Below are 25,583 nucleotides of genomic sequence, written 5' to 3'. Positions count from 1 at the left end.
GGGAACACTCGTGCAGATCTCGCGCCGGGCAGCGGTCCTCGGCATCGCCGCCATCGGTCCGCTCCTCGCCACCACGCTCGCAGCACCTGCAGAGGCAGGGACGCCGACCGCCACCGACCCGTCCGGGCAGCCGGGACCCGACGCCGCAACGGGTGTGCTCGGCGTGCAACGGTGGCTCAACACGACCTTCGGGCACCTGGACGGTTGGGTGCACGTCGACGAGGACGGAGTCACCGGAGCGGGCACGGTCAACGGGGTCGTCCAGGCCGTGCAGTCGCTGCTCGGCATCACCCCGGTCGTCCCCGCGGTCGGCGCGGCGACGCGACAGGGACTGCACCGGCACGGTGCCGTCGGCGCCGAACACGGAGCGGACGCAGCGACCTGGTGTCGGCTCGCCCAGGCCGGGTTGCTGTGCAAGGGGTTCGACGCCGTCGCGCTGACCGGGAAGTGGGACGACCAGACCCTGCGGGCCGTCCAGGCGCTCCGGACCGGGCTCGGTGCCGCGCCGGCCGGCCCGACGCTGTCTCCGCAGCTCTTCGGGGCGCTCCTGACGGTGGACCCGATCGCGCTCGCTGCCGGGGGAGATCCGGCCGTCCGTGCGGTCCAGCAGTCCCTGAACCGCACCTACGCCGAGACCGACGCAGGTGCCTACGGCAGCACGAGCGGCCTCGTCGACGCGAGCACGGGTCGCGCCGCCGTCCGCGCCGTGCAGATCGCCTCCGGCGCCGCCACGGTCGACGGCAGCTGGGGGCCGGCATCGGCCGGAGCGCTCCGAGCGGCCCAGGCGAGTGTCGTCGGGCAGGGCGCGACCGGTCCGTGGGTGGAACTGGTCACGGGACTGCTCGTCCTGAACCGGCGGCGGGTCGTCCTCGACGCCGTGTTCTCGGCCGCCGATGCCGCGGCGGTGCGCGCTTTCCAGCAGTTCCAGGCGTTCCCCCGGTCGGAGCGGACCGGGGTCTGCGACTTCGGGACCTGGGCCGCACTGATCGCGAGCTGCGGTGACGCGGACCGCCCGACGACCGGCGCCGACACCGCGAAGCGACTCGACGCAGCGCGGGCGGCTGCCGTACGCGACGCCGGCGTCACGATCGTCGGTCGGTACCTGACGAACCACCAGACCCCCGGCGCACTCGACAAGGCGCTGACCCGATCGGAGCTCGACACGATGCGGTCCGCCGGCATCGGGCTGTGGCCGATCTTCGAGGAGGGCGGCTTCGCGGCGTCGTGGTTCACCCGCCAGCAGGGCATCGCCGACGCGCACCGCGCCCACGACGCCGCGCGCCGTCTGGGACTGCCGAAGCAGACCACGATCTACTTCGCCGCCGACTTCGACGCGACCGCCGACCAGGCGGCATCGCTCCTCATCCCGTACTTCCGCGGCGTGGCCCAGGGGCTGGCCGACCGCGGCGACGAGTACAAGGCGGGTGTCTACGGATCGCGTCTGGTCTGCGCGACGGTCAGCCACGCCGGTCTGGCCCACTGCTCGTACGTCGCCGGGATGTCGACCGGATGGACCGGGAACACCCTGCAGCCGCTGCCCGACAACTGGGCGTTCGACCAGATCCAGGGGCGCACTGCCGGCACCGGTGACGGCACCGTCGAGATCGATGCGGTCGTGGTCTCCGGACGCGACCCCGGCGTCACCCTGACGGCATGAGCGTGCCACACCGGGTGCGGTACGTCTTCCCGAACTTCGAGGAGGCCGTCGAAGTCGAGTGCTCCTGCGACCACGACCAGGACCACCTCGACGTGTACCCGTTCTACGACGAGGTCGTCGTACCCGTCCTCCGACGCATGACCCAGCATCTCCGTTCTCGGTTCAGGAAGGACCACCCGCAGTGAACACGACCCGCCACCGCACTCTTTCCGTCCTGCTCGCCGCCGCGGCACTGCTGTCGTGCAGCGCCGTGGTGGCACCGGCCGCCCACGCCGACCCAGCGCCCAGCTCCTCCGAATCGACAGGTTCCACGATGATCCGCTCGCACGACCCTGTGCCCGCCGCGCACACGGCCGCGCAGCTCGACACCGTCGGAGACCTGGTGCGCCGGCGGCTCGAACTCGCCGACCCCGTCGCGCAGTCCAAGTGGCTCAGCGGCAAGCCCGTCGCCGACCCGGCCCGCGAGCAGGCCGTGGTGGACGCAGCGGTCGCGCTCGCCGACCAACGCGGCATCGACCCCGCGTTCGTCACACGGATGCTGCGCGCCCAGATCGCGGCCAGCAAGGTCGTGCAGCGCGGACGCCTCAACCAGTGGACGCACAACCCCTGGACCGCACCGACGACGGCGCCGGACCTCAGCACGATCCGCCCGCAACTGGACGAGATCGACTCGGCGATGGTCACGGCACTCGGCTCCGTGCAGTCCACGCCGACCGTCACGCACTGCTCGCACCTCATCGACGCGGAACGGGACCGCCTCTCCCCGGGCCTCGACTCCCTGCAGCGGAAGGCGATGCACGTGGCGTGGAACACCTTCTGCGGCGGCTGACCCGGCGGCGCCACCCGTAGGCTCGGAACCGTGTTCGAACTCCACCACCTCGCCGCGCAGGAACTCTGGGACTGGATCCGCCGGGGGGAGGCGACCGCGCTCGAGGTGACCGAGCACTACCTCGCCCGCATCGAGCGGCTCGACCCCGGTCTCGGCGCGTTCGTGACGGTCACGGCGGACGCAGCGCGCACGAGAGCCGACCGTCTCGGACACCTGGTGCCGACGTCGAGACCGTTGTGGGGCCTCCCGTCCGCCGACAAGGACCTCTACGACCGCGCCGGGGTCCCCACGCGCAGCGGCACCGCGAGCCTGCCGGTGCGCCCTGCCGGAGCCGACCACCCGCTCGTCGCAGCGCTCGACGCCGCCGGCACGGTGAGTCTCGGCAAGACCGCGTCGCCCGAGTTCGGCATGTCCTCGTCGTCGGAGACCCGGTTCGGCGTGACGCGGAACCCGTACGACACGACCCGCGCGCCGGGTGGGTCGTCCAGCGGGGCTGCGGTCGCCGTCGCGGCCGGTCTGTTGCCCGCGGCGATCGGGTCCGACGGCGGGGGATCGGTCCGGATCCCCGCCGCTGCGACCGGACTCGTCGGCCTGAAGCCGAGTCGCGGCCGCGTGCCGTCGATGCCCGGCCGCTCCGGTGTCGGCGGGCTGTCCGTCGCCGGGCCGCTGACCCGGTCCGTCGCGGACGCGGGCATGCTGCTCGATGCGCTCGTGGCCCCGACCGGGCTGCCGGAACCCTCGCCGTACGCCCTGGTCACCCCGGACGTGGATGCGGGGCCGTTCACCGCGGCGGCCGTCCGCGGCGAGGGTCGGTTCGTCGTCGGACTGCTCGACGGCTCCCCGTGGGACGACACCGTCGACGTCGTGGTCGACCCCGCGGCGCGTGCCGCCGTCGAGACCACGGTGCGGGCGCTCGGCGAGGTCGGACACGGCGTCGAGGACGTCTCGATGCCCCGCGTTCCCTACGCCGACGCGTTCCGGGTGGCGTGGGAGAGCTCTGCGGCACGGCTGCCGATGGTCCCCGGCATCGACCTGTCCGCACTCACGCCGCTGGTGTCGTGGCTCGTGTCACGCGGCCAGCGGCTCACCGGCACGCAGGTGCTCGACGCGATGACCACCCTCGACGCCTTCTCGGCGACGCTCATCGGAGCGTTCGACCGGTTCGACGCCGTCCTGACGCCGACGCTCGCCCTGACCCCGCGGCCGATCGGCTGGTACGGCGACGACCCGGACGAGGACTTCCGCCGCCAGTGCGCGTACTCGCCGTGGACGTCAATGGCGAACGTGGCGGGGCTGCCGGCGATCACCCTGCCCGTCGGGGTCACCGCCGAGGACCACCCGGACGGCGGCGGCCTGCCGATGGGCGTCCAGTTGATCGGGCGACCCGGGGGCGAGCGCGTCCTGCTCGCGATCGGGGCCCAGCTCGAGCGTCGGCTGCGGTGGCAGCGCCGGCACCCGGCTGCCTGGACCGCCTGACCGCCTGACCGCCTGACCGCCTGTGCGGGCCGATGCGGAACGACACCATCGTCGTCCTACGACGTCGATCAAGTCGCAGGCGCGCGCGTGCAACTGTTGTGGACGACGCGGGACGACACTCCCGATGTCGTGCGACGTCGAGGTAGTCGTTCCGAGTCGGAGCCCCCCGCCCCGCCACCCCGCGCCCCTACGGCAGCGTCGGCGCCGCCGCAACCAACGCCCGCGTCACCGGGTGCACCGGCGCATCGAGCAACGACACCGGCCCGTGCTCCACCACGCGCCCCGCCGACATCACGGCCACGGTGTCGCACAGCCGCTGCACCACACCGATGTCGTGCGACACCAGCACCAGGGTCAGCCCGAGGTCGTCGGCGAGCGAGCGGAACAGGTCGATCACCCGCGCCCGGACCACCACGTCGAGGGCGCTCATCGGCTCGTCCCCGAACAGGATCCGCGGTCCGTGCACCACGGCCCGGGCGATCGCGATCCGTTGCCGCTGCCCGCCGGAGAACTCGTGCGGGTACCGGTCGACGACGTCCGCGGGCAGGTCGACCCGCTCCAGCACGTCGCGCACCAGCGCCCGGTGGTCCCCGTCGATCCGGAGCGCCCGCAGCGGTTCGGCGACGATCGCGCCGACGCGCATCCGCGGGTCGAGCGACGCGTACGGGTCCTGGAACACCACCCCGGTCTCGCGACGGAACCAGCGCATCGCGGCTGCGGACCCGGACGCCACCACCGGACGGCCGGAGGCGGTCACGGAACCGGCGGAAGGCGCCTCCAGGCCGGCGAGCAGCCGCACCAGGGTGGACTTGCCGGATCCGGATTCGCCGACGATCCCGAGCCGCTGGCCGGGGGCGACCGTCAGGTCGACGCCGTCGACGGCGGTGCGGACCGGGCCGGGCTCGAAGGGCCCGCGGCGGGGGAGTCGGTAGGTGCGGTGCAGCCCGACCCCGTCGAGGACGGCGGTCACCAGGCTCCCCCTGCACGACGGGTGGTGGCGCGCGCGGCATCGACGAGCGCGACGGTGGCGGGGTGCTGCGGCGCGGCGAGCAGCTGCGCGACCGTCCCCTGCTCGACGACCCGCCCACCGTCGAGCACGACGGCGGTGTCGGCGATCCGCGCGAGCACGGCGAGGTCGTGCGTGACGAAGACCATGCCGGCCGACAGCCCTTCGAAGAGCTCGAGGATCCGTGCCTCGGTCGTGACGTCGAGCGCCGTGGTCGGCTCGTCGGCGACCAGGTAGGCGGGCTGCCCGGCCATCGCCATCGCGATGCAGATCCGCTGTCGCTGCCCGCCGGACAGCTGGTGCGGGTACTGCCGCAGCAGCGAGTCCGGGTCCGGCAGCCCGACGTCCGCCGCCAGGGTGGCCGCCGCGGCGCGTGCCGCCCGACGGTCGAGTCCGCGGTGCAGCCGCAGGGGCTCCGCGATCTGCGCGCCGACGCGGCGCAGCGGGTCGAGGGCGGTGCCGGGCTCCTGGAACACCATGCCGATGCCCGATCCGCGGTGCTTCGCACGCTCGCGCTCGGGGAGACCGACCAGTTCGGTGCCGTCCAGGCGGATGCTGCCGGTGACGGTCGCGCCGGCGGGCTCCAGGCCCATCAGTGCGAGCGAGGTCATGGACTTGCCGGATCCAGAGGCGCCGATCACGCCCAGGCGCTGGCCGGGAGGCACGGTGAACGTCACGTCGTCGAGGATCGTCCGCCCCGTGATGCGGACGGATAGCCCCACCACCTCGAGGCCGCCGGCTGCGGCGGACGTGTGGCCGGCTGCGCTGCTGCCGCTGCCGGTGCGGTCGGGGCGGTCGGTTTGGCTGCGGTCCGTCATGCCGTCACCCCCGGGGTGGTCGTGGCCCCGTCCGGCCGGCGGCCGTCGCCCGCTGCGCGGTCGTTCGTGGTCAGGCGCGGGTCGGTGGCGTCGCGCACCGCGTCGCCGAGCAACGAGAGCGCCGCGACGACCAGCGCGATCGCAGCCCCCGGCCAGGTGGCGCTCCACGGGTGCACGCCGATGTAGGTCTGCAGGTCGGACAGCAGGCTGCCCCACGACGCCGTGCCGGATCCGGCGCCGTAGCCCAGGTAGGACAGGCCGGCCTCGGCGAGGACCGCGGTGGCCATCGCGAGCGAGAGCTGCACGGTGAACAGCGGGGCCGCGTTCGGCACCAGGTGGCGGAACAGGACCCCGCCGCCGCCCACGCCCGAGGCCCGTGCCGCGGTGACGTAGTCGCTCCGGGCGATGCGGCGGATCTCGCCGCGGGCGACGCGGGCGATCGTCACGCCGAACGACAGCCCGACGCTGACGATCACGACGCCGAGCGAGCCGCCGAAGATCGCGGTGAGGAGCATCGCGGTGAGCAGGGTCGGGAACGCCACCAGGATGTCGAGCAGGACGGCCGTGCCCTCGCGGACCCAGCGGGCGGTGAGCGAACCGACGGCCGTCAGGACGATGCCGACCACGCTGGCGATGGCCCCGGAACCGACGGCGACGAGCACGGTGGTGCGGGTGCCGGCGAGCAGGTAGCTCGCGATGTCGCGGCCGGCGGCGTCGGTGCCGAACCAGTGCGCGGCACTCGGCCCCTCCCACTGGTGGAACGGGTCGGCGCGGAACGGGTCCTGGGGCGTCCACACCAGCGACACCGCGGCGAGCACCACGAGCAGGCCGAGCACGACGACGGCGAAGACCCCGGTGGGGCGGGACAGCAACCGGCGGATCACTCGGACACCTCGCGTTGGCGTGGGTCGAGGGTGCGGTGCACCACGTCGACGGCGAAGCCCACCAGCAGGACGAGCCCGGTGAGCACGAGCAGCTCGGACTGCACCTTGGTGATGTCGCGGCGGCCCACGTCGGTCACGAGCATCCGGCCGACCCCCGGCAGCGAGAACAGCTGCTCGACGATGACGGCCCCGACCAGCAGACCGGCGATCTGCACCCCGAGCACGGCGAGGACGGTGAGCGCGACCGACGGCAGCCCGTGCCGGAGCAGCGCCTGCGTGCGGGTCAGTCCGATGGCGGCGGCCGTCCGGACGTGGTCGGCGTCGAGGACGGACAGCGTCGCCGACCGCGTGAAGCGCAGGATGACGGCGCCCTCGACCGCACCGATCGTGAGCGCCGGCAGCACGAGCGACGAGAACGCCCGCCCCGGTGCCGACCACCCGTCGAGGGGGAAGCCCTGCGTCGGCAGCCAGTGCAGCGTGACGGCGAACAGCGCGACGAGCAGCATCCCGGCCCAGACGACCGGCACGGCCGCCACGGCCTGCGCCACGAACCCGATCACGGCGCCACCCGGTCGACGGCGCAGGACGGCTGCGACGACACCGAGGGGGACCCCGATGACGAGCGCAGCGACGAGCGACATGCCTGCGAGCGGCAGCGTGACGCCGAGCTTCTGCACGATCTCCGGCGCGACCGGTCCGCCGGTGACGAGGGACCGGCCGAGGTCGCCGCGGAACACGCCGCCGATCCAGTCGAGGTACTGCACGATCACCGGGCGGTCGAGTCCGAGCTGCTGCCGGAGCTGTTCGATCTGCGCCGGCGTCGACTGGGTGCCGGCGACGACCTGGGCGACGTCGCCGGGCAGCACGCGCAGGGTCGCGAAGACGATGACGCTCGCGACGAGCAGGCCGACGGCGAGCAGGAGCACCCGCCCGATGAGGAACCGGGTCACGTGCTCGGAGCTCCGGGCGCGGGTCGTCTCACTTGACGGCGAGCTTCGACAGGTCGAGGCGCGAGTTGCCGCCGTCGACCGGGAACCCCGTGACGCCGCTGCGCACCGCGGTGATCGCGGTCGCCGTGTACAGCCACTCGCCGGCGGCGTCCTCGCTGACGATCTTCGCGGCCTTCTGCAGAGCGTCGACCTTCGCGTCTTCGTCCGTGGCTGCGATCGATTCGGCGTACAGCGACTGCACCTCGGCGTTGTCGTACCCGAAGTAGTACTCCGGGTTCGCCCAGTTGCCGAAGTCGCGCGCCTCGACGTGGTCCACCATCGACAGGTCGAAGTCGCGCTCGCCCGACTTCGGGGCCTGGAACACCGTGGACAGCCAGGTCGCGAAGTCGACGCGCTTGACGGTCAGGGTGATCCCGACGTCGGCGAGCTGCGACTTCAGCACGTCGCCGATGGTCGCCGGGTAGATGTTCGCGTAGGTCAGCGTGAGCTTGAGGTCCTCTTGCCCGGCGGCGGCGAGGAGCCGCTTCGCGTTGTCCGGGTCGTACGCGTCGATGTCGGTCAGGTCCTGGTACCCGGGGTCGAGCTCCGGGATCGGACCGCCCTGCTCGACACCCGTGCCGCCGATGGCCTTGATGAGGGCCTTCGGGTCGATCGCCTGCCGGATCGCCTGGCGCACCCGCTTGTCGGTGAACGGCGCCTTCTGGTCGTTGAACGCGAGCGTGTACTTGTCGGTCGTCTTGCCGGAGTGCAGCGCGATGTCGGCGTTGCCCGAGAGCTGGCTCTTCAGCGTGCCGTCGACCGGGTTGAGGACGTCGAGGTCGCCGTTCGCCATGGCGTTGACGGCGGTGGAGGGGTCGGTGATGTACCGGAAGACGATCTTGGACACCTTCGCCTTCGTGCCCCAGTAGTCGTCGTTGCGGTCGAAGGTGAGCGAGTCGCCCTGCTTCCAGCTCGCGACCTCGTACGGGCCGGTGCCGTTGGCGGTGTCGGACAGGTCGTTCGTCGCCGCCTTCTCGAGCACCAGGCCGGAGCGGCCGGTCAGGTTCCAGAGCAGGTCCGAGTCGGGCTTCGCCAACTTGAGCTCGACCACACCGGTCGACGGGGACGTGATCGAGGTCACGCCGGCGAGCTTGGCGGAGTCGACGTAGGTCTCGTTCGACTTGACCTGCTCGAGCGACCAAACGACGTCGGCCGCGGTGACGTCCTTGCCGTCCTGGAAGGTGATGCCGTCGCGGAGCGTGAACGTGTAGGTCAGGCCGTCGTCGGAGACCTCGTGCTTCGCGGCCAGCACGTCGCGGACGTCGCCGTCGGCGGTCCGTCCGACCAGCCCCTGGTACACGTTGTCGATGAGCACCTGGTCGAGCGCTGCACCGGACTGCGTGCGGATGTCGAGGCTCGTCGGTTCGAGCACCAGGCCGACGCGCACGGTGGCGTCGGCGCCGCCGTTCTCGTTCGAGGACCCGGCGCACCCGGTCAGCGCGAGCGCGGAGACGACGGCGACCGCGGTCGCGGCGAGGACGGCACGCCCGGCGCGCGTGGTGCGCGCAGCCCGAGCGGTGCGACGGGGCAGGAGTGGACTCATGGGGGGTGGGTTCCTTCCGGGCGCGAGGGCGATGGTCAGTGCTCGCGCTCGCACGAGGTTACCGGCGGCCGGTGTCGTCCGCGGTCGGTTCTTCGATCCGGTGCAACAAACCGTGACGTCCCGCCCATGCCCGGATCGCCGTGGCCAGTTCGAGGGGTGCCTGGTTCTGCACCGCGTGCCGTGCGGTCACCGTGACGATCTCGGCCTCTGGCAGGCGTTCGGCGAACGCGGCGTGCAGCTTCGGGGAGACGTACCCGCGGTCGCCACGGACGAGCAGGATCGGCACCCGCAGGGCCTCGAGGTCCGGCCAGGCATCGGCGAAGCGCCCCACCGACGACGTGCGTCCTGCGGGCAGGTGCGGGAAGTGGTGGCGGCGCACGAGCGTGCCGTCGGCACCGAGCCTGGTGGTGTGTCGCGCCTCACGCAGCAGCACGTGCCGGTCGTCACCGACGCGTGCCTCGATGGCCCGGTCGACGACCTGGTCGAGCGTGGCGAACGGTTCCTCGGCCTCGAGTGCGCGGGCGATCCGGTCGACCGCCCGCTGCGCGAAGTCCGGCGACATGTCGACGAGCACGAGCCCGGTCACCCGCTCCGGAGCCGTGGCAGCGAGCCGTGCCGCCAGGATCGCTCCGAGGGAGTGCCCGACGACGATCCCCGGTGGCACCTGCAGGGCGTCGAGGGCCGCGAGCACGGTCGGCGCCGTCACGGACGCCCCGTAGTCTGCGTCGTCCCGCCACGACGACCGGCCGTGCCCGGGCAGGTCGAGGGCGACCGCCGGCTCGCCGACGGCGAGCGCGGTCTGGTCGAAACTGTGGGCGTCGATGCCGAGCCCGTGCAGGTAGGTGATCCGGGCCTCCCGGTCTCCCCACCGGATGGCGGACGTCTCCTGCCCGTCGTCGGTGCGGACCACCTGCCTGGAGGCGCGGAGCGGCTCCGGCACGCCGCTCGCGCGGGCGAGGGCGGTCAGATCTGCGAATTCGTCGTCGGGGGCATCGGACACGGGACGATCCTCGCACCGTCCGGGGGTCTGGAGACGTTAGGTAAGGCATGCCATACTCGGATCCGTGGCAACCCGGTACCGCGTCTTCCCCGTCCGTGTGGCAGCGGTCACGTCGCTCACCCCGCACTTCGTCCGGGTGACGCTGACGGGCGAGGCCCTGGCGGACTTCTCGTCCGTCGGACTCGACCAGCGGATCAAGGTCGTCCTGCCGCTGTCCGACGGTGGCTTCTCCGAACTGCCCGAAGGCGAGGACTGGTACGCCGCCTGGCGTGCGCTGCCCGACGCCGAGCGCAACCCGTTGCGCACGTACACGGTCCGGTCGTTCCGGCCGGACGCCCGTGAGCTCGACATCGACTTCGTCGCCCACGGCGACGCCGGACCAGCATCGCGCTGGGTGTCGTCCTGCCGGGTCGGTGACGAACTCCGGATCGTCGGACCCCGGGTGCCGGAGTCGCCGGAGGACCTGCCGACCGGTGCCGCGGAGTTCGCGCCCGGCCACGCGAACCGCATCCTGCTCGCCGGGGACGAGACAGCCGCCCCGGCCATCTGCGCGATCCTCGAGGCGCTCGACGTCTCGACCGTCGGGCACGTCTTCATCGAGGTGCCGACCGACGCCGACCGCCTGCCCGTGACCGCGCCCGCCGGGGTCGAGGTCCGCTGGATCGCCCGGAACGGTGCGACCCACGGCGTGCGCATGACCGACCAGGTGCACGCGTGGGCGTCGACGGTGGCCGTCGGTCCCGTCTGTGGCGACGCCGCGGAACTCACCGAGGTCGACGTCGACGAGCAGGTGCTCTGGGACGTCCCTGCTGCGGTCGACGAGCGTCCGGTCTACGCATGGATCGCGGGCGAGGCCGGCTGCGTGAAGGAACTCCGTCGTCACCTGGTGCGCGGGGTCGGCATCGATCGCAAGCAGGTCGCGTTCATGGGGTACTGGCGGCACGGCAAGGCCGAGAACTGAACGCCGCAACCGGGCTCCCGACCAGCGTCGTCGGGCTGCCGACGACTGCGCTGGGCGTCCGTGGGTTGACGCTCGCGTACGACGACCGTGTCGTCGTGGACACGCTCGACGTGGACGTCCCCGACGGTGAGCTGACGGTCATCGTCGGCCCGAACGCGTGCGGCAAGTCGACGCTGCTGAAGTCCTTCGCGCGGACCCTCAAGCCGCGTGCCGGCACCGTGTACCTCGATGGTGCGCCGATCGACTCCTACCGTCCGAAAGCCGTGGCCCGGCGGGTCGGCATGCTGCCGCAGACGCCGATCGCCCCGGACGGCATCACCGTGCGCGACCTCGTGTCCCGCGGACGGTTCCCGCACCAGGACCTGCTCCACCCGTCGTCCGGGTCGGACCGACGTGCGGTGCAGGCCGCGCTCGAGCAGACGTCGACGGTGGAACTGGCGGACCGGAGCGTCGACGAGCTCTCCGGCGGGCAGCGCCAGCGGGTGTGGATCGCGATGGTCCTGGCGCAGGAGACCGACATCGTGCTGCTCGACGAGCCGACGACGTTCCTCGACATCGCGCACCAGTACGACGTGCTCGAACTGGCCTCGGCCTTGCACGCCGCGGGCCGGACGGTCGTCGCGGTGCTGCACGACCTGAACCAGGCGGCGCGCTACGCCACCCACGTCATCGCGATGCGCAGCGGGTCGATCGTCGCTGCCGGACCGCCGGCGTCGGTGTTGACCGCCGGCCTCGTCGAGGACGTCTTCGGCCTGCCGTGCGTGGTCGTCCCCGACCCCGAGACCGGCACGCCCTTGATCGTCCCGCGTCGTCCCGCCGCAGCCTGACGCGGCCCGCCCGCCTGCCCGCCCGCCCGCCCCGAGGATCCGAAATCTCGGCACCTCGCTTCGCTTCCAGGGCGTCCGTGGAACCTCGGCACGCCGCACGCGGCATGTCGTGGAACCTCGGCGACGAGTGGTTGCCGTCCGCCGGGGCGTGTTCCCGAGGTTCCAAGATCTTGGAACCTCGGGCCGCCTGCGGGGCCCCCGTGGAACCTCGGCGCAGCACGCGCGGCATGTCGTGGAACCTCGGCGCCGGCGCCGGTCCCGCGGCGGCGCCACGCACCTGCGCACGTCCGCCGGGCAGGTGGGCCAGCGCGAGGCGGACAGGAGGCCCGTGGCGGCCGTGATCCGTGCCTCCCGTCCGCCGTTCGGTAACGTCTCGTCGCCCGCCCGGCCTGCACCGGAGGACACGACGCACCGCGCGTGCCGCGCCGACCGGTCGCAGACCGTCGGATGCGGCCAGAGCCGCCGACGGTCTGCGACCACTCGGCGCCGCCCCGACGGGGTGTCGTGACCGATCGGCACACGGCACACGGTAAACAGGCGGGCCGCGCACGGGCACCCGTCAGCGGTAGCCGCCGTCCTCCAGCCCCGCCTCGACCTCGAAGCGGTTCCGGAGCGGATCGCGGCCCGCGACCGCGTAGAGCACGGGCATCAGCATCCCGTACCGCCGCCACTGCTCGACGTGCACCCGCTCGTGCCGCAGCACCCGGGGTCCGTCGTTGTCGCGGGTCAGGTACACCGAGCCCACGCAGGTCCCGCCGCGGCGGAACACCCACCGCGGCAGCCCCGTGCAGACGACGAGCCCGTCGACCACCCGGATGCGCCCCGTCGACAGCGGGATGCCCACGGCCAGCCCGACGGCCGTCGCGAACACCCACCCCGCGCGGGAGACGGGGGAGTCGAGCAGCGCCCGGCGGACCAGTCCGCGCACGCTCAGGACGGGCGACCGTAGGTCTCGAGCAGGCGCAGCCAGACCTCGTTCATCGTCGGGTACGCCGGCACCGCGTGCCAGAGCCGGTCGACCGGCACCTCGCCGACGACGGCGATCGTCGCGGCGTGCAGCATCTCGGCGACGTCCTGGCCGACGAACGTGACCCCGACGACGACCCCGCGGTCCTCGTCGACGACCATCTTGGCGCGGCCGGTGTAGCCGTCGGCCTGCAGCGCCGAACCGGCGATCGCACCGAGGTCGTACTCGACGGCGCGGACGTGCAGCCCCTGCTCGCGGGCGGTCTTCTCGGTCAGGCCGACGCTGGCGACCTCGGGGTCGGTGAACGTGACCTGGGGGACCGCGGCGTGGTCCGCCGTCGCGACGTGCGCACCCCACGGCTCGGTGTGCAGCGGCGTGCCCTGGTGGCGGGCGGCGATCGCCTCGCCGGCGGCGCGGGCTTGGTACTTGCCCTGGTGGGTCAGCAGCGCGCGGTGGTTGGCGTCCCCGACGGCGTACAGCCAGTCGGTGCCGTGCACGAGCATCGTGTCGTCGACCTCGAGCCAGTCGCCGGCGGTCAGACCGACCGTCTCGAGACCGAGGTCCGCGGTGTGCGGGCTCCGGCCGGTGGCGGCGAGGACCTCGCTGGTGATGACGGTGGTGTCGTCGTCGAGCGTCGTGGTGACGAGGCCGTGCTCGTCGCGGTCGACGCGGACGGGGCTGACCCCGGTGCGGACGTCGACGCCGAGCTCACGCAGGCCGTCGGTGACGAGCTCGCCGGCGAACGGCTCCATGCCGCCGAGCAGTCCGGCGCGGGCGACGAGGGTGACCTTCGCGCCGAGGGATGCCCACGCGGTGGCGAGCTCGGAGCCGGCGACGCCGCCGCCGATGACGAGCAGGCTCTCCGGCACGTGCTCGGCGCTCGTGCCCTCACGCGTGCCCCACGGCTTCGCGTCGGCCAGCCCGGGCACGTCCGGCAGCGCGTGCAGTGAGCCGGTCACGACGGCGACCGCCGCGCGTGCGGTGTGCGTCTCGCCGCCGACTTCGATGGTCTTCTCGCCGGTGATGCGGGCGTGGCCGCGGATCAGCGCGATGTCGGCCGACTCGAGCCAGGACACCTGGCCGTCGTCCTTCCAGTCCGAGGTGAAGGAGTTGCGGCGGGCGAGCACCCGGGCTGCGTCGAGTTCGCCGGTGACCGCCTGCTTCGCGCCGTCGAGGCGCTTGGCCGCAGCGAGGGCGTGGCCGCTCCGCAGCAGCGCCTTCGACGGCATGCACGCCCAGTAGGAGCACTCGCCGCCGACCAGTTCGGATTCCACGATCGCGACCGCCAGGCCGCGCTTCCGGGCGTAGTCCGCCACGTTCTCGCCGACTGCGCCGGCGCCGATCACGATGAGGTCGTAGTCCGTCATGCGGCCGAGCGTACGCGGACCGGCATGGGTTCCGCCCGGGCGCGCCGGGTCGGTTCTCAGGCGACCCGGGAGGCGCTGGTCACCGCCCCGACGACGCGCAGGATCACGCCGAGGTCGTCCACTGCCCGGGCCGGGTCCACGGGTGCGAAACCGGTGAGCGCCGCGCCGGCGAGCCGCCGGCCGCGGGTCGCAGCCTGGATCCGCTCGACGAGCCCTGCGCCGTCGAGGCCGAAGGGCACCGGCTCGAGCAGCCCGTCGACCTCGGAGGGATCGAGGACGTCCAGGTCGACGTGCACGAACACCGATGTGGCACCGGTGGCGTCCACGGCAGCCGCGAGGGCTTCCGGTGTGGCGGCGTCGACGTCGAGCCGGGCGACACCGGCACGGTCGAGTGCGGCGACCTCGGCGTCGTCGAGGCCGCGGACACCAGCGACCACGACGGACGACGCACTGAGCACCGGCAGCGTGGGGAACAGGTCGTCAGGTCGGTCGACCAGGAGGCGCAACGCGGCGGTCTCCGCAGCGACCGGCTGAGCACGGTTGAGGGGACGGTAGCCGCTGGAGCCGGCGATGCGCACGAACGCGGTGTCCGGTCCGAGACCCACGGTCGCACCGAGGACGCTCGCCCCGTCGCCACCGACCACGAGGACGGGTTCGCTGGCGACGCCGGTCTCTTCTGCGACGCGTTCGGCGACGGCGAGCACGGAGGTGTAGCGGGCGACGGCCGTCTCGAGGCGGTCACCGGCCCCGGCCGGGACGTCGATGACGGTGGTGGACGCGCGGGGGAGGTCGGCTGCGATCGCCGATGCTCCGTCCCCGAGACGCATCGCGCGCGACGACGCCGAACCCTGCCACTGACCGACCACGAGGAACTGCATCGTCTCAGTGTGTCAGGTGGGGTCCGGCGTCGTCCGGGGAGGTCAGAGGCTCGAGGAGCCGCCGGACTTCAGTGCGGCGAGTCGTGCCTCGACCTCGGCGTCCTTGCCCACGTCCTCGAGGCTCTCGAACTGGGCGTCGAGGCTCGACGACTGCAGCTCCTGCTGCCCGAGGACCTTCGCCTCTTCGCGGCGGACCTTCTCCTCGAAGCGACCGAGGTCGCTCGTCGGGTCGAGCACGTCGATGTTGCCGAGCGCGTCGTTGACCTTGGACTGCGCCTCGGCCGTCTTCGAGCGGGCGACGAGGTTGTCACGCTTCGCGCGGAGCTGTTCGAGCTTCTGCTCCATGCCGGCGAGACCGGTCTTGAGCTTCTCGACGGCCTCGTTCTGCGAGGCCAGGTTCGGCTCGGCGTCCTTGACCTCTTGCTCGGCGGCGATCTGCTTGCCGATCGCGATCTTGGCGAGGTTGTCGAACTTGTCGGCGTCGGCTGTCTTGCCCTCGGCGCGGTACTTGTCCGCCGCCGCCGAGGCGTTGGCGGCCTTCTGGCCCCACTCGGTCGAGGCACGCTTGTCCTCTTCGTGGTCCTGCTCGAGCAGGCGAACGTTGCCGATCGTCTGCGCGATCGCCGTCTTCGCGTCGGCGATGTTGTTCGTGTAGTCGCGCACGAGCTGGTCCAGCATCTTCTGCGGGTCCTCGGCGTCGTCGATGAGCTGGTTGATGTTCGCCCGCACGAGGGTGGAGATGCGGCCGAAGATCGTCTGCTTTGCCATTGCTGTTCCCTTTCCTGGAAGGTCTGACGTGGTGTGACTGGTCTGTCGGGTCTGGTCGGGACGGGAGCGGGATCAGAAGCGGCCGCCGCCGGAGAAGCCGCCGCCGCCGCCCCCGCCGCCGCCTCCGCCCCCGAAGCCCCCGCCTCCGCCGAAGCCCCCGCCGCCGAAGCTGCCGCCGCGACCGCCGAGGAGTCCGCCGAGCACGATGCCGGTCACCAGCCCGCCGAGCTGCGCCCCGTTGCCACGACCGCCGCCCCCGCCGAAGCCGCCGCCACCGCCCCAGCCGCCCAGGTCGTCGTTCGCCGAGTCCATCGCCGCGGCGGCGTACTGCTCGGCTGCCCGTGCGGCCTGCAGCGCCTGCCCGGGGTCGGTGGTGGCGAGCTGCACGGCGTCGTCGAGGGCGCGTTCGGCCTCGGACAAGCGGGTCCGCGCGGTCGGTCCGACACCGCCACGGTGCAGCGAGATGTACTCGCGCGCCTGGCTGATCCGGTTCCGTGCGTCGCGCAGGGCGTCGTCGAGGGCACGGGTCGCGCGGCGCTGCTGCTCTTCGGCGCCCCGGGCGGCCGCGATGGCCTGGTCGATCTCGGTGTTCGCCTTCGTGAGGGCGTCCACCGCGGTGATCGGGTCCTTCGGGTCGAACCCTTGCCGCAGCACGGTCTGCGCCCGGGTCACCGCGGCGGCCAGGTCGGGCCCACCGACGGTGAGGGTCCGGGCGGCGGCGACGTCGCCCTCGATGTCGATGCGCATCGCCTCGGCGCGTGCGGTGGCCTCGGCGAAGGTGCCCTCGGCCGCGACCGCGTTGTTCGTGAGCTGCTGCACCTGGGCCAGTGCGTGCTGGGCGTCGCGCACGGCGACCACCGCTTGGCCCTTGTCGCCGGCAGCGATCGCCGCGGTGGCCGCGTCCGAGCGCTCGGTGGCGTAGGCGAGCACCTGGTGCGCCTGGTCGACGTTGTCCGCCACGGTCGCGAGGGTGCGACCGGAGTAGTCCGCACGGACGCGGTCGAGCGATGCCGCAGCTGCACCGACCGACGCCGGTGCTTCGGCGACCGCTTGGGCCAGCGAGACGGCTGCTTCGTCGACGCCGTCCTCGAGCGACCGGAGCGCGTCGAAGGCCTCGGTCTGCTCCTCGATCGAGGCGTGTGCCTGCTGGCAGATCGCGATGATCTGGTTCGCCCAGTCCGCACGCTGCTGGGGGGAGTCCGGGATCTCGTCGTCGAGCTGCTGCCGGAACGTGAAGGCCTTCCGCACGGCCTGCTGCGCGGCGGCGACGGTGTCGGCGAACGGCTTCGCGGCGTCGGGACCGAACTGCGCGGTGGCGAAGCCGACCTCTTGCTCGGCGGTGCGGAGCTCGTCGTCGATCGTGACGAGCGCGCCGCCGGCGGTGCGCTCGAGGTCGGCGAGGGACTCCTGCTGCGCCTTCGTGGCCGCGGCGGTCTTGCGCTTGTTGCGGGTACGGATGACCAGCACGACGACGACGAGCCCGACGACGATGACGAGCAGCAGGATCCAGAGCCAGGTCAGGTCCGGCGGGGCCTGGGTGTCGGTCAGGCCGTTCGCGAAGGCCACCGCGGCGCCCGACCAGTCGCTCTGCTTCAGTGCGGGCAGCAGCGAGTCGTTCACCGCGGTCTGCACGTCGGACGCGGAGATCTCCGTCTCGTTCGTCTGCTGGACGTCGTAGTCACGGTCGTCGACCGCGACGGACAGCAGGATGCCGTCGGTGTCGATCTGGTTCTCGTCGAGCACGGCCCGGCCCCACGCGGTGTGGTCGGACGGGTTCGTGAACGAGGGGACGAACACGACGTACAACTGCGTCTGGGTCTTCGTGTAGAGGTCTTCGACGGCCTGTTCGACCTGCGCCTGCTGCGAGGCGCTCAGCGAACCGGAATCGTCGAGGACGTACGCGCTCCCCAGGTCGACGGGTGCCGTGGCCTGCGCGGTCGCCGCCGGTGCCAGGACGATCAGCATCGCCACGACCGCCGCCGTGACGCGACCCCAGCGTCGCGCTGTCCCCCTTCCGGTGTCCGACCCGCCTGTGCCCGATCCACGCTGGACCGTTCGCATCCGTCCTCCGTCCGTCGCCGCTCCGTGCCCCTCGGCACCGCGCGGAACCGCACCCTGAGAGCGCCGTCGCCCGGAGTCTATCCACGGCGCGCACCCCTCGGACGGACTCTCGGTGAACCCTGTGGACAAGCCGATCCATGGGTGTCTTGTCCCCCGGAGCGGGGTAGGCTGAGCCCACTGTTCGACGACGAACGGAAGGGAACAGCAATGGAGCGAACCACGAGTACCGAGGTCGTCCCGCTCGAGGACGGCTACCACCGTGTCTCGACGCCGGCCACCGGCGTGATCGGCTTCGTGCGCGAGCACGACGGCCGCTACGAAGTCCTGCGCGGACGCGTCCGCCAGGCGACCCGATCCGAGGGTCTCTACAGCACGATGAACGTCGCACTGATCGCCCTCACGCACGCATAGCGACCACCGCCCTGGGCTGACCACCCGCGCACCGTAGGCTGCGTGCGTGGGTGAGTCGGGCCTCCAGACCGTGATGGTGACGTTGCGTGCGCCGGGTCCGGACCGTGCCGCCGACCGGGAGGCCCTGGTCGCCGCCGTCGCGTCGGCGACGGGCGTCGAGACGCCCGCCGTGCGCGCGGGGCGCGTCTGCCCCCACTGCGACGGGAACGACCACGGTCGCCCGTGGGCCGCGGCGCACGGCACCGGGATCGGTGTCAGTCTGTCGCGCACGAAGGGCGTGCTCGCCCTGGCGGTCGCACCCGGCCCGGTCGGTGTGGACGTCGAACGACCGTCCCGTGTCGCAGCAGCGCCGCTCGGTGCCTTCACGGCCGGCGAACTCGAGCGTTCGGCCGGTGACGCCGACGTGCTCGCGGCCTGCTGGGCGGCGAAGGAGGCGGTACTCAAGCGCGACGGCCGCGGCCTGCGCGTCGACCCTCTGGCGGTGGACGTCGACGTCGCCGCCGGGTCCGCGCGGTTCGAGGGGGTCGACCACCCCGTGACGATCATCCGTCCGGGACCCGACGTGGTGCTCGTCGTCGCGGCCGGCGGAGTCCCCGTGGTGGTGGCCGGGTCGGTCAGCGGGGGAGCGTGAGCACCTCGGCGCCGTCCGCGGTGATCGCGATGGTGTGCTCGGTGTGCGCCGTCCGAGCCCCCGTGGCGCTGCGGAGCGTCCAGCCGTCGGCGTCGGTGACGAGCACGTCGGTGTCCGCCATCACCCACGGTTCGAGCGCGAGCAGGAGCCCCGGACGCAGCGTGTACCCACGGCCGGCCCGGCCGGTGTTCGACACGTGCGGGTCCTGGTGCATGGTCGAGCCGATGCCGTGGCCGCCGAACTCGATGTTGACGGGGTAGCCGGCGGCTTCGAGCACCGTGCCGATGGCGTGCGACAGGTCGCCGATGCGGGCGGCGGGTCCGGCGGCGGCGATGCCGGCGGCCAGGGCGCGTTCGGTGGCGTCGATGAGTGCGAGGTCCTCGTCGCGCGGGGTGCCGACGACGAAGCTCACGGCGGCGTCGGCGGCGATGCCGTCGAGCGACACCGCGAGGTCGAGCGTCAACAGGTCGCCGTCGGCCAGGGCGCGGTCGTGCGGCAGCCCGTGCAGCACGGCGTCGTTCACGGCGGTGCAGATGTGGTGGCCGAACGGACCGCGGCCGAACGAGGGTGCGTAGTCGACGTAGCAGGAGTCGGCGCCGGCGGCCTCGATCATCTGCTTCGCCCACCGGTCGATCTCGAGCAGGTTCGTCCCCACCCGGGTGCGCTCACGGAGGGTCTGCAGGATGGTGCCGACGAGGGCTCCGGTGGCACGGGCCTTGTCGACCTCGGCAGGCGTCAGGATCTCGATCACGCGGATGATCATACCGGTATTACTATGTGGGCATGGTCCGTCTCCCGCTCCGCCCCGACGAGGTCGCGCGCGGCCGTCGCCTCGGTGCCCTCCTCCGCCGAGCCCGCGGTCCGCGGTCGATCGTCGACACCGCCCTCGCCGCCGGGATCTCGCCCGAGACGCTCCGCAAGATCGAGACCGGGCGGATCGCGACGCCCGCGTTCTCGACCATCGCGTCAGTCGCGGGCGTGGTCGGGCTGTCGCTCGACGCGGTGTGGTCCGAGGTCAGCTGCGACCCCGCGAACGACGGTGAGCTCGCCGGTTAGCCAGCCGGCAGCGTCGGCACCGACGGTTCGTCGATCCAGGGGCCGGTGACCGCCCGGACCGCCGCGACGTCACGACCGGCGGCGGCGGCGAACGCCCCGAGCACGTCGGGCACCGTCACCGAACCGTGCCGGTGCCGCTCGGTGATGCTGCGGAGACCGGTGAAGAACGCGTCGTCGCCGAACGTGCGGCGGACGGCGTGCAGTGCGAGGGCACCGCGCTTGTAGACGCGGTCGTCGAACATGTCCTTCGCGCCGGGGTCGCCGACGACGAGGTCCGCGGGCTGGTCGAGGAGCCCCTGCCGGTACTGCGCCGCGAGCACGTCGGTGGAGTCGCCGCCGCGGTGCTCGGACCACAGCCACTCGGCGTAGCAGGCGAACCCCTCGTGCAGCCAGATGTCCTGCCAGCGGGTGACCGTCACCGAGTTGCCGAACCACTGGTGCGCGAGCTCGTGCGCGATGAGCCGGTCGGTGCCGTGTTCGCCGTCGACGTGGTTCCGGCCGAACACCGCCAGCCCGTGGGCCTCCAGCGGGATCTCGAGCTCGTCGTCGGTGACCACGACGCCGTACGCCGCGAACGGGTAGGAGCCGAAGCGGTCCGAGAACAGCGCGAGCATCTCCGGCACCTGACCGAAGTCGGTCTTCGCGGCGGCGGCGAGGTCGGCGGGGTGGTGCAGGGTGACTGGCACCACGGCGCCGCGGAGCCTCGTCGTGCGGTACCGGCCGATCTGCACCGTCGCCAGGTACGTCGCCATCGGCTCGGTCGTGGCGTAGGTCCACCTGGTGCCGATGCGGTCCCGCTCCTTGCCGAGCAGTTCGCCGTTCGCGAGCACGTCGTACGCGGCCTCTGCGGCGATCTCGAACCGGTAGGTCGCCTTGTCGTCCGGTCGGTCGTTGCACGGGAACCACGAGGGGGCACCGGTGGGCTGCGCCGCGACGATGACGCCGTCGGTGAGTTCCTCCCACCCGACCTGGCCCCAGGCGCTGCGGACGGGGCGCGGGTTGCCGCGGTACCGCAGGTGCACCGTGAACTCGGTGTCGGCTGCGATCGGGGAGGCCGGCGTGACGGTGACCTTGTGGACGGCCTTCGACACCTTCTTCGCGCGGGTGCCGTCGACGTCGGCACGCTCGACGCTCAGGCCGTGCAGGTCGATCACGATCCGGTCGAGCGGTTCGAGGGCGCGCGCGGTGATCGTGGCGGTGCCGTCGAGGCGGTTGGTGGCGACGCGGTAGTCGAGGCGGAGGTCGTAGTGCTCGGCGCTCCACCGACGGTCGCCGCTGTGCGGGGTGTACGGGTCGGCGGCAGGATCGGTCGGCACGGTGACAGTCAACCGCATGGGGCCGGTCAGTCCGTCAGGGTGGCCGGTGCGGCTGTCCACGGAGCGATGGGGTTGCCGGACCAGCGGGAGCCCGGCGGCACCTGCTCACCGCGCATCACGAGCGACGCGGGCCCGACCGTGGCGCCCGTGCCGATGCCTGCCGCGGGCAGGACGACGCTGTGCGGCCCGAGGGTCGCACCGGCGTCGAGCCGCACGGTGTCGAGCTGCATCACCCGGTCGTGGAACAGGTGGGTCTGCACGACGGTCCCGCGCGCCACCGATGCGCCGGCCCCGATCGTGACGAGGTCGGCCTCGGGCAGCCAGTAGGTCTCGAGCCAGGTGCCGCGGCCGATCGTCGCGCCGAGGCTCCGCAGCCACGCCGCCAGGGCCGGGGTGCCGGTGGCCTGCTCGGCGAACCAGGGCCGGGCGACCGTCTCGACGAAGGTGTCCTGCACCTCGTTGCGCCACACGAACGACGACCACAGCGGGTGCTCACGCGCGGTGATCCGGCCGACGAACGCCCACTTCGCGATCGTCGACACCACCGCGGCGACGGCCCCGGCGACGATGAGCACCGGGCCGGCCAGCAGCACCGTCCATCCGACGCCCACCGCCGACCACAGCGCGAGCAGGGTGCCCGCCACCCCCAGCGCGATCGCAGCGGACACCATCGGGGCCACGAGCCGCAGCAGCTCCCAGCACCCGCGCGCCACCTTCAACCGCACCGGCGGACGGAAGGTGCGCTCCTCGTCGAACTGGGTCGCTGCACGGCGCAGGCGGACCGGCGGTGAGCCGAGCCACGACGACCCGCGCTTGGCCTTCTTCGGCACGGCGGACAGCACCGCCACCAGCGCCTCGCGCGGGACCGAGCGTCCGGCGCCCGTCATCCCGCTGTTGCCGAGGAACGCTCGGCGCCCCACCTTCGACCGGCCGATGCGCACCCGGCCCCCACCGAGCTCGTAGGTGGCGACCATGGTGTCGTCGGCCAGGAACGCGCCCGAAGCGATCTGCGTCAGCGAGGGGATGAGCAGCACCGTCGAGATCTCGGTGTTCCGGCCGACCCGCGCACCGAGCAGCCGCAACCACACCGGTGTCACGAGCGACGCGTACAGGGGGAAGAGCAACGTGCGTGCGGCGTCCAGCACCCGCTCGGTCGACCACGCCTGCCACCCGATCCGCGAGCGCACCGGGTGCCGGCCTTCGTGCAACCCGATGCCGAGCAGCCGCACCGACACCACCACGAGCAGGGCGTACACGGCCCCGGCGACGACGGTGGCGAGCGGCACCGTGGCAAGGGCGCGCAGGACGGCGTCCCCGAGCGACGACGCGCGCCCGACCAGGGCGACCGCGACCAGCAGTCCGACCGCGACACCGATCACCGGCAACCCGGCCACGGCCACGGAACCGGCCCCGTACGCCAGCAGCCAGCGTCGACGCGACGGGGGACGGGCCTCCCGTCCGTGCCTGGCCGACCCGACACGGTCCGCGGGCGACCCCGCCCAGCGTTCCCCGGCGGGGACCCGGCCGGCGACGGCCGAACCGGCCTCGACCTCGGCACCAGCGCCGACGTGCGCGCCGGGCAGCAGCGTGGTGCGGCTGTGCACGACGGCGTCGTCGTCGACGCGCACCCGGCCGAGACGGAACACGTCGCCGTCCACCCAGTGTCCGGCGAGGTCGACCTCGGGTTCGATCGAGGCACGCTTGCCGATCGTGAGCATCCCCGTGACCGGCGGGAGCGCGTGCAGGTCGACGTCCGAGCCGATCCGCGCCCCGAGCGCTCGGGCGTAGTAGCTGATCCACGGGGCACCGGCGGTCGAGGGCCCGTCCACCGCCTCGGCGATCCGCTCCGCCAACCAGACCCGCAGGTGCACCGAACCACCGCGCGGGTGGTCGCCGGGGCGGACCCCGACCAGCAGCAACCGTGCGAGCACGACGGTCAGCGCCATCTTGCCGATCGGCGTGACGAACACCAGCAGCGCGACCACGAGCGCCGGCCAGGGGAGCACCGGCAGGAACGGAAGCGTCGTCGCGTGCAGCACCGCGGCGACCAGCGCCGTCCACGTCAGGACCCGCAACCCGCGCAGCACCTGCACCGGCAGACCGAGGAGCGTCATCGCGAACCCGGTGGCCGGCGGGACCGGCGTCACGTCACGCGACGACGCCGACACCGGACCGGACTCGTCCAGCGCTGCAGCCAACGCCCCGATGCGCGGGTGGTCGTACACGTCGGCAACCGTCGTCGTCGGGAACCGCTCGCGGATCGCGGACACCAGCTGCGCCGCGGTCAGCGAACCGCCGCCGTGCGCGAAGAAGTCGTCGTCCACGCTCGACACCGGCACCCCGAGGATCGCCGACCACCGCTCCGCGATCCACGCCACCGTGTCCGGCAGCATCGCGGCGTCGGTCGCTCCGGGGAGCGGCCACGGCAACGCCGCACGGTCGACCTTGCCCGACGTCCGCGTCGGCAACGACTCCACCACCGCGACGAGGGGCACCAGCGCCGCGGGCAGCTCCTGCCGCAACCGGGCGTTCGCGAGCGCGATGTCCACCGTCGCACCCGCCACCGGGGCCACGTACCCCACCAGCACCTGGTTGCCCGCCGGGGTCCGCTGCACCACCGCAGCACCACCCGCCACGTCGTCGAGCCCCTGCAGCGCCGCGTCGATCTCACCGAGCTCGATGCGCCGACCGCCGAGCTTCACCTGGTCGTCCGCACGCCCCTGGAACACCAGCCCCTCGGGGTCGTACCGCACCAGGTCTCCACTCCGGTACGCCCGGTCCCACCCGAGCTCCGGGAACGGCGCGTACTTCTCCGCGTCCTTCGCCGGGTCCAGGTACCGACCCAGCCCGACCCCACCGATCACGAGCTCACCGACCCCGCCCGGCTCCACCCGCTGCCCGGCACCGTCCACGACCGCCAGGTCCCACCCGTCGAGCGGCAGCCCGATCCGGATCGGCTGACCGCCGTCCAGCAGGGACCCGCACGCCACCACGGTCGCCTCGGTCGGCCCGTACGTGTTCCAGACTTCACGGTCACGACTCGCGATGCGGGCTGCGAGTTCCGGTGGGCACGCCTCACCGCCGAAGATGACCAGCCGCACCTGCTCCAACGCGTCGTCCGGCCACAGCGCCGCCAGCGTCGGCACCGTCGACACGATCGTGATCGTGTGCGCGATGAGCCACGGCCCGAGGTCCACCCCTGTCCGCACCAGCGACCGCGGCGCCGGCACCAACGCGGCACCGTGCCCCCACGCGAGCCACATCTCCTCGCACGACGCATCGAACGCCACACTCAGCCCCGCCAACACCCGGTCACCCGGACCGATCGGCGCCCGCCGTAGGAACATCCGCGCCTCGGCGTCCACGAACGCCGCAGCACTCCGGTGGGTGACCGCCACGCCCTTCGGCACCCCGGTCGACCCCGAGGTGAAGATGATCCACGCGTCGTCGTCCTCGTGGGGGAGTGCGGCGCTCGCCGCAGGGTCCGTCACCGGCAGTTCGCCGCCGTCGCGGTCGCGCAGGACGCCGCCGGCGCCGATGACCCCGACCACGCCGGCCTCACCGAACACCAGGGTCGCGCGCTCCTCGGGGTCGTCGGCGTCGACGGGGACGTAGGCCGCCCCGGCGGCGAGGACGGCGAGGATCGACAGGTACAGGTCGCGTCCGCCGGAGGGGATCCGCACCCCGACCCGGTCGCCCCGGCGGACTCCGCGGCGTGCGAGGTCGTCGGCCTGCGCGCGCACCAGGTCGAGCAGTGCGGCGTAGTCGACGGTGCCGGCGGGGTCCTCGAGCGCGGTGGCGTCCGGGTGGGTGGCCGCGGTCGCAGCGAGGACGTCGAACAGGGTCCGTGGTGCGGGGGCGTGCCCGCCCCGTGCGAGTTCGAGCTGCGCGTTCCCGGTGCCGGTGGTCATCGGATCCCTCTTCCCGGTCGCGTGCGGGACGACCGGCCCGTGATCCTAGGGGACCGAGGTGTCGCGCTCGGAAACACGGGGTAGCGCGGGCGCGGGCGCGGAGCCCCTGCGTCGCGGCAGACCGTCGAGTGAGCAGAAGACGTCGAGTCACCCACCCCGAGACTGGCGACAGACCCGGAGAAGTCTCAACGGGGGAAGGTCGCCGCAGGCGACATCGCGCGCAGCTG

At 73.0% G+C, this 25,583-nt stretch carries 23 protein-coding genes; 9 read left to right on the top strand and 14 right to left on the bottom strand.

The genetic code is table 11. From position 1 onward, the window contains the following. Positions 1-10 precede the first annotated feature (10 nt). The 4 genes from ITJ59_RS12910 to ITJ59_RS12895 are packed head-to-tail and all read left to right on the top strand — an operon-like array spanning position 11 to position 3,962. A complete protein-coding gene (locus tag ITJ59_RS12910) occupies positions 11-1,657 on the top strand; it encodes a glycoside hydrolase domain-containing protein (RefSeq protein WP_194651590.1) in 1,647 nt (548 codons plus the stop codon). Continuing rightward, entirely contained in the window at positions 1,654-1,842 is a 189-nt protein-coding gene (locus ITJ59_RS12905) for a hypothetical protein (RefSeq protein WP_194651588.1), read from the top strand. Before ITJ59_RS12910 ends, ITJ59_RS12905 begins: the two co-directional genes overlap by 4 nt. Beyond that, positions 1,839-2,486, top strand: a complete 648-nt coding sequence (aroQ, locus tag ITJ59_RS12900; protein ID WP_194651586.1) for a gamma subclass chorismate mutase AroQ — start codon at positions 1,839-1,841, stop codon at positions 2,484-2,486. The genes ITJ59_RS12905 and aroQ overlap by 4 nt, the downstream gene beginning before the upstream one ends. A 30-nt stretch (positions 2,487-2,516) precedes the next feature. Further along, the gene (locus tag ITJ59_RS12895; RefSeq protein WP_194651584.1) at positions 2,517-3,962 is read left to right on the top strand and encodes an amidase; all 1,446 of its coding nucleotides are present in this window, start codon (positions 2,517-2,519) and stop codon (positions 3,960-3,962) included. Positions 3,963-4,149: 187 nt separating this feature from the next. Here ITJ59_RS12895 and ITJ59_RS12890 read toward each other — a convergent pair whose 3' ends face one another. The 6 genes from ITJ59_RS12890 to ITJ59_RS12865 are packed head-to-tail and all read right to left on the bottom strand — an operon-like array spanning position 4,150 to position 10,202. Next, positions 4,150-4,935, bottom strand: a complete 786-nt coding sequence (locus tag ITJ59_RS12890) for an ABC transporter ATP-binding protein (RefSeq protein WP_228511532.1) — start codon at positions 4,933-4,935, stop codon at positions 4,150-4,152. After that, positions 4,929-5,786, bottom strand: coding sequence for an ABC transporter ATP-binding protein (locus ITJ59_RS12885; RefSeq protein ID WP_228511471.1), 858 nt, complete (start codon positions 5,784-5,786; stop codon positions 4,929-4,931). Before ITJ59_RS12885 ends, ITJ59_RS12890 begins: the two co-directional genes overlap by 7 nt. Continuing rightward, positions 5,783-6,670 (bottom strand): ABC transporter permease, encoded by an 888-nt coding sequence (locus ITJ59_RS12880; RefSeq protein ID WP_194651580.1) that lies wholly within the window; start codon positions 6,668-6,670, stop codon positions 5,783-5,785. The genes ITJ59_RS12885 and ITJ59_RS12880 overlap by 4 nt, the downstream gene beginning before the upstream one ends. Beyond that, positions 6,667-7,620, bottom strand: coding sequence for an ABC transporter permease (locus ITJ59_RS12875; protein ID WP_194651578.1), 954 nt, complete (start codon positions 7,618-7,620; stop codon positions 6,667-6,669). Before ITJ59_RS12875 ends, ITJ59_RS12880 begins: the two co-directional genes overlap by 4 nt. Before the next feature lie 28 nt (positions 7,621-7,648). Continuing rightward, positions 7,649-9,202, bottom strand: a complete 1,554-nt coding sequence (locus ITJ59_RS12870) for an ABC transporter substrate-binding protein (RefSeq protein WP_194651576.1) — start codon at positions 9,200-9,202, stop codon at positions 7,649-7,651. Between the two features lie 58 nt (positions 9,203-9,260). Next, positions 9,261-10,202: an alpha/beta fold hydrolase gene (locus ITJ59_RS12865; RefSeq protein WP_194651574.1), complete on the bottom strand. Its 942-nt coding sequence runs from the start codon at positions 10,200-10,202 to the stop codon at positions 9,261-9,263. Positions 10,203-10,266: 64 nt separating this feature from the next. Between ITJ59_RS12865 and ITJ59_RS19645 the strand changes: the two genes are divergently transcribed. Both ITJ59_RS19645 and ITJ59_RS12855 read left to right on the top strand, forming a co-directional pair. Further along, positions 10,267-11,163, top strand: a complete 897-nt coding sequence (locus ITJ59_RS19645; RefSeq protein WP_323749494.1) for a siderophore-interacting protein — start codon at positions 10,267-10,269, stop codon at positions 11,161-11,163. After that, positions 11,160-11,990, top strand: a complete 831-nt coding sequence (locus ITJ59_RS12855) for an ABC transporter ATP-binding protein (RefSeq protein WP_416354871.1) — start codon at positions 11,160-11,162, stop codon at positions 11,988-11,990. Before ITJ59_RS19645 ends, ITJ59_RS12855 begins: the two co-directional genes overlap by 4 nt. 559 nt (positions 11,991-12,549) lie before the next feature. Here ITJ59_RS12855 and ITJ59_RS12850 read toward each other — a convergent pair. The 5 genes from ITJ59_RS12850 to ITJ59_RS19410 all read right to left on the bottom strand — a co-directional run bounded on the left by ITJ59_RS12850 (position 12,550) and on the right by ITJ59_RS19410 (position 17,935). Beyond that, positions 12,550-12,918: a Fe-S oxidoreductase gene (locus ITJ59_RS12850; RefSeq protein WP_416354868.1), complete on the bottom strand. Its 369-nt coding sequence runs from the start codon at positions 12,916-12,918 to the stop codon at positions 12,550-12,552. Positions 12,919-12,920: 2 nt separating this feature from the next. Then, on the bottom strand, positions 12,921-14,324 hold the full coding sequence (locus tag ITJ59_RS12845) for a dihydrolipoyl dehydrogenase family protein (RefSeq protein ID WP_194651572.1): 1,404 nt from the start codon (positions 14,322-14,324) through the stop codon (positions 12,921-12,923). A 56-nt stretch (positions 14,325-14,380) separates the two neighbouring features. Further along, the gene (locus ITJ59_RS12840; protein ID WP_194651571.1) at positions 14,381-15,202 is read right to left on the bottom strand and encodes an arginase family protein; all 822 of its coding nucleotides are present in this window, start codon (positions 15,200-15,202) and stop codon (positions 14,381-14,383) included. A gap of 42 nt (positions 15,203-15,244) precedes the next feature. Continuing rightward, on the bottom strand, positions 15,245-15,970 hold the full coding sequence (locus ITJ59_RS12835) for a PspA/IM30 family protein (RefSeq protein ID WP_194651569.1): 726 nt from the start codon (positions 15,968-15,970) through the stop codon (positions 15,245-15,247). Positions 15,971-16,042: 72 nt separating this feature from the next. Next, the gene (locus tag ITJ59_RS19410) at positions 16,043-17,935 is read right to left on the bottom strand and encodes a TPM domain-containing protein (protein ID WP_267238378.1); all 1,893 of its coding nucleotides are present in this window, start codon (positions 17,933-17,935) and stop codon (positions 16,043-16,045) included. A gap of 303 nt (positions 17,936-18,238) precedes the next feature. Here ITJ59_RS19410 and ITJ59_RS12825 point away from each other — a divergent pair, with 303 nt between their 5' ends. Together ITJ59_RS12825 and ITJ59_RS12820 are read left to right on the top strand one after the other, a co-directional pair. After that, complete coding sequence (locus ITJ59_RS12825) at positions 18,239-18,442, top strand: hypothetical protein (RefSeq protein ID WP_071255966.1); 204 nt, start codon at positions 18,239-18,241, stop codon at positions 18,440-18,442. Positions 18,443-18,488: 46 nt separating this feature from the next. Then, positions 18,489-19,073, top strand: a complete 585-nt coding sequence (locus tag ITJ59_RS12820) for a 4'-phosphopantetheinyl transferase family protein (RefSeq protein ID WP_194651565.1) — start codon at positions 18,489-18,491, stop codon at positions 19,071-19,073. Here the strand turns inward: ITJ59_RS12820 and map are convergent. Beyond that, complete coding sequence (map, locus tag ITJ59_RS12815) at positions 19,057-19,824, bottom strand: type I methionyl aminopeptidase (protein ID WP_194651563.1); 768 nt, start codon at positions 19,822-19,824, stop codon at positions 19,057-19,059. The two genes, ITJ59_RS12820 and map, sit on opposite strands and share 17 nt — an antisense overlap. A 32-nt stretch (positions 19,825-19,856) precedes the next feature. Here map and ITJ59_RS12810 point away from each other — a divergent pair, with 32 nt between their 5' ends. Continuing rightward, positions 19,857-20,129 carry a helix-turn-helix domain-containing protein gene (locus tag ITJ59_RS12810; RefSeq protein ID WP_194651561.1) on the top strand — a complete coding sequence of 91 codons (273 nt, stop codon included), beginning with the start codon at positions 19,857-19,859 and terminating at the stop codon, positions 20,127-20,129. Here the strand turns inward: ITJ59_RS12810 and ITJ59_RS12805 are convergent. Both ITJ59_RS12805 and ITJ59_RS12800 read right to left on the bottom strand, forming a co-directional pair. Next, on the bottom strand, positions 20,126-21,445 hold the full coding sequence (locus ITJ59_RS12805) for a M1 family metallopeptidase (RefSeq protein ID WP_323749493.1): 1,320 nt from the start codon (positions 21,443-21,445) through the stop codon (positions 20,126-20,128). The genes ITJ59_RS12810 and ITJ59_RS12805 overlap by 4 nt on opposite strands. Positions 21,446-21,471: 26 nt before the next feature. Next, on the bottom strand, positions 21,472-25,356 hold the full coding sequence (locus ITJ59_RS12800; protein WP_194651557.1) for a Pls/PosA family non-ribosomal peptide synthetase: 3,885 nt from the start codon (positions 25,354-25,356) through the stop codon (positions 21,472-21,474). Positions 25,357-25,583: the final 227 nt, after the last annotated feature.

It is taken from the genome of Curtobacterium sp. VKM Ac-1393 (assembly GCF_015350995.1).
Lineage (GTDB): Bacteria > Actinomycetota > Actinomycetes > Actinomycetales > Microbacteriaceae > Curtobacterium.
This window is presented reverse-complemented; position numbering and strand designations above follow the sequence as displayed.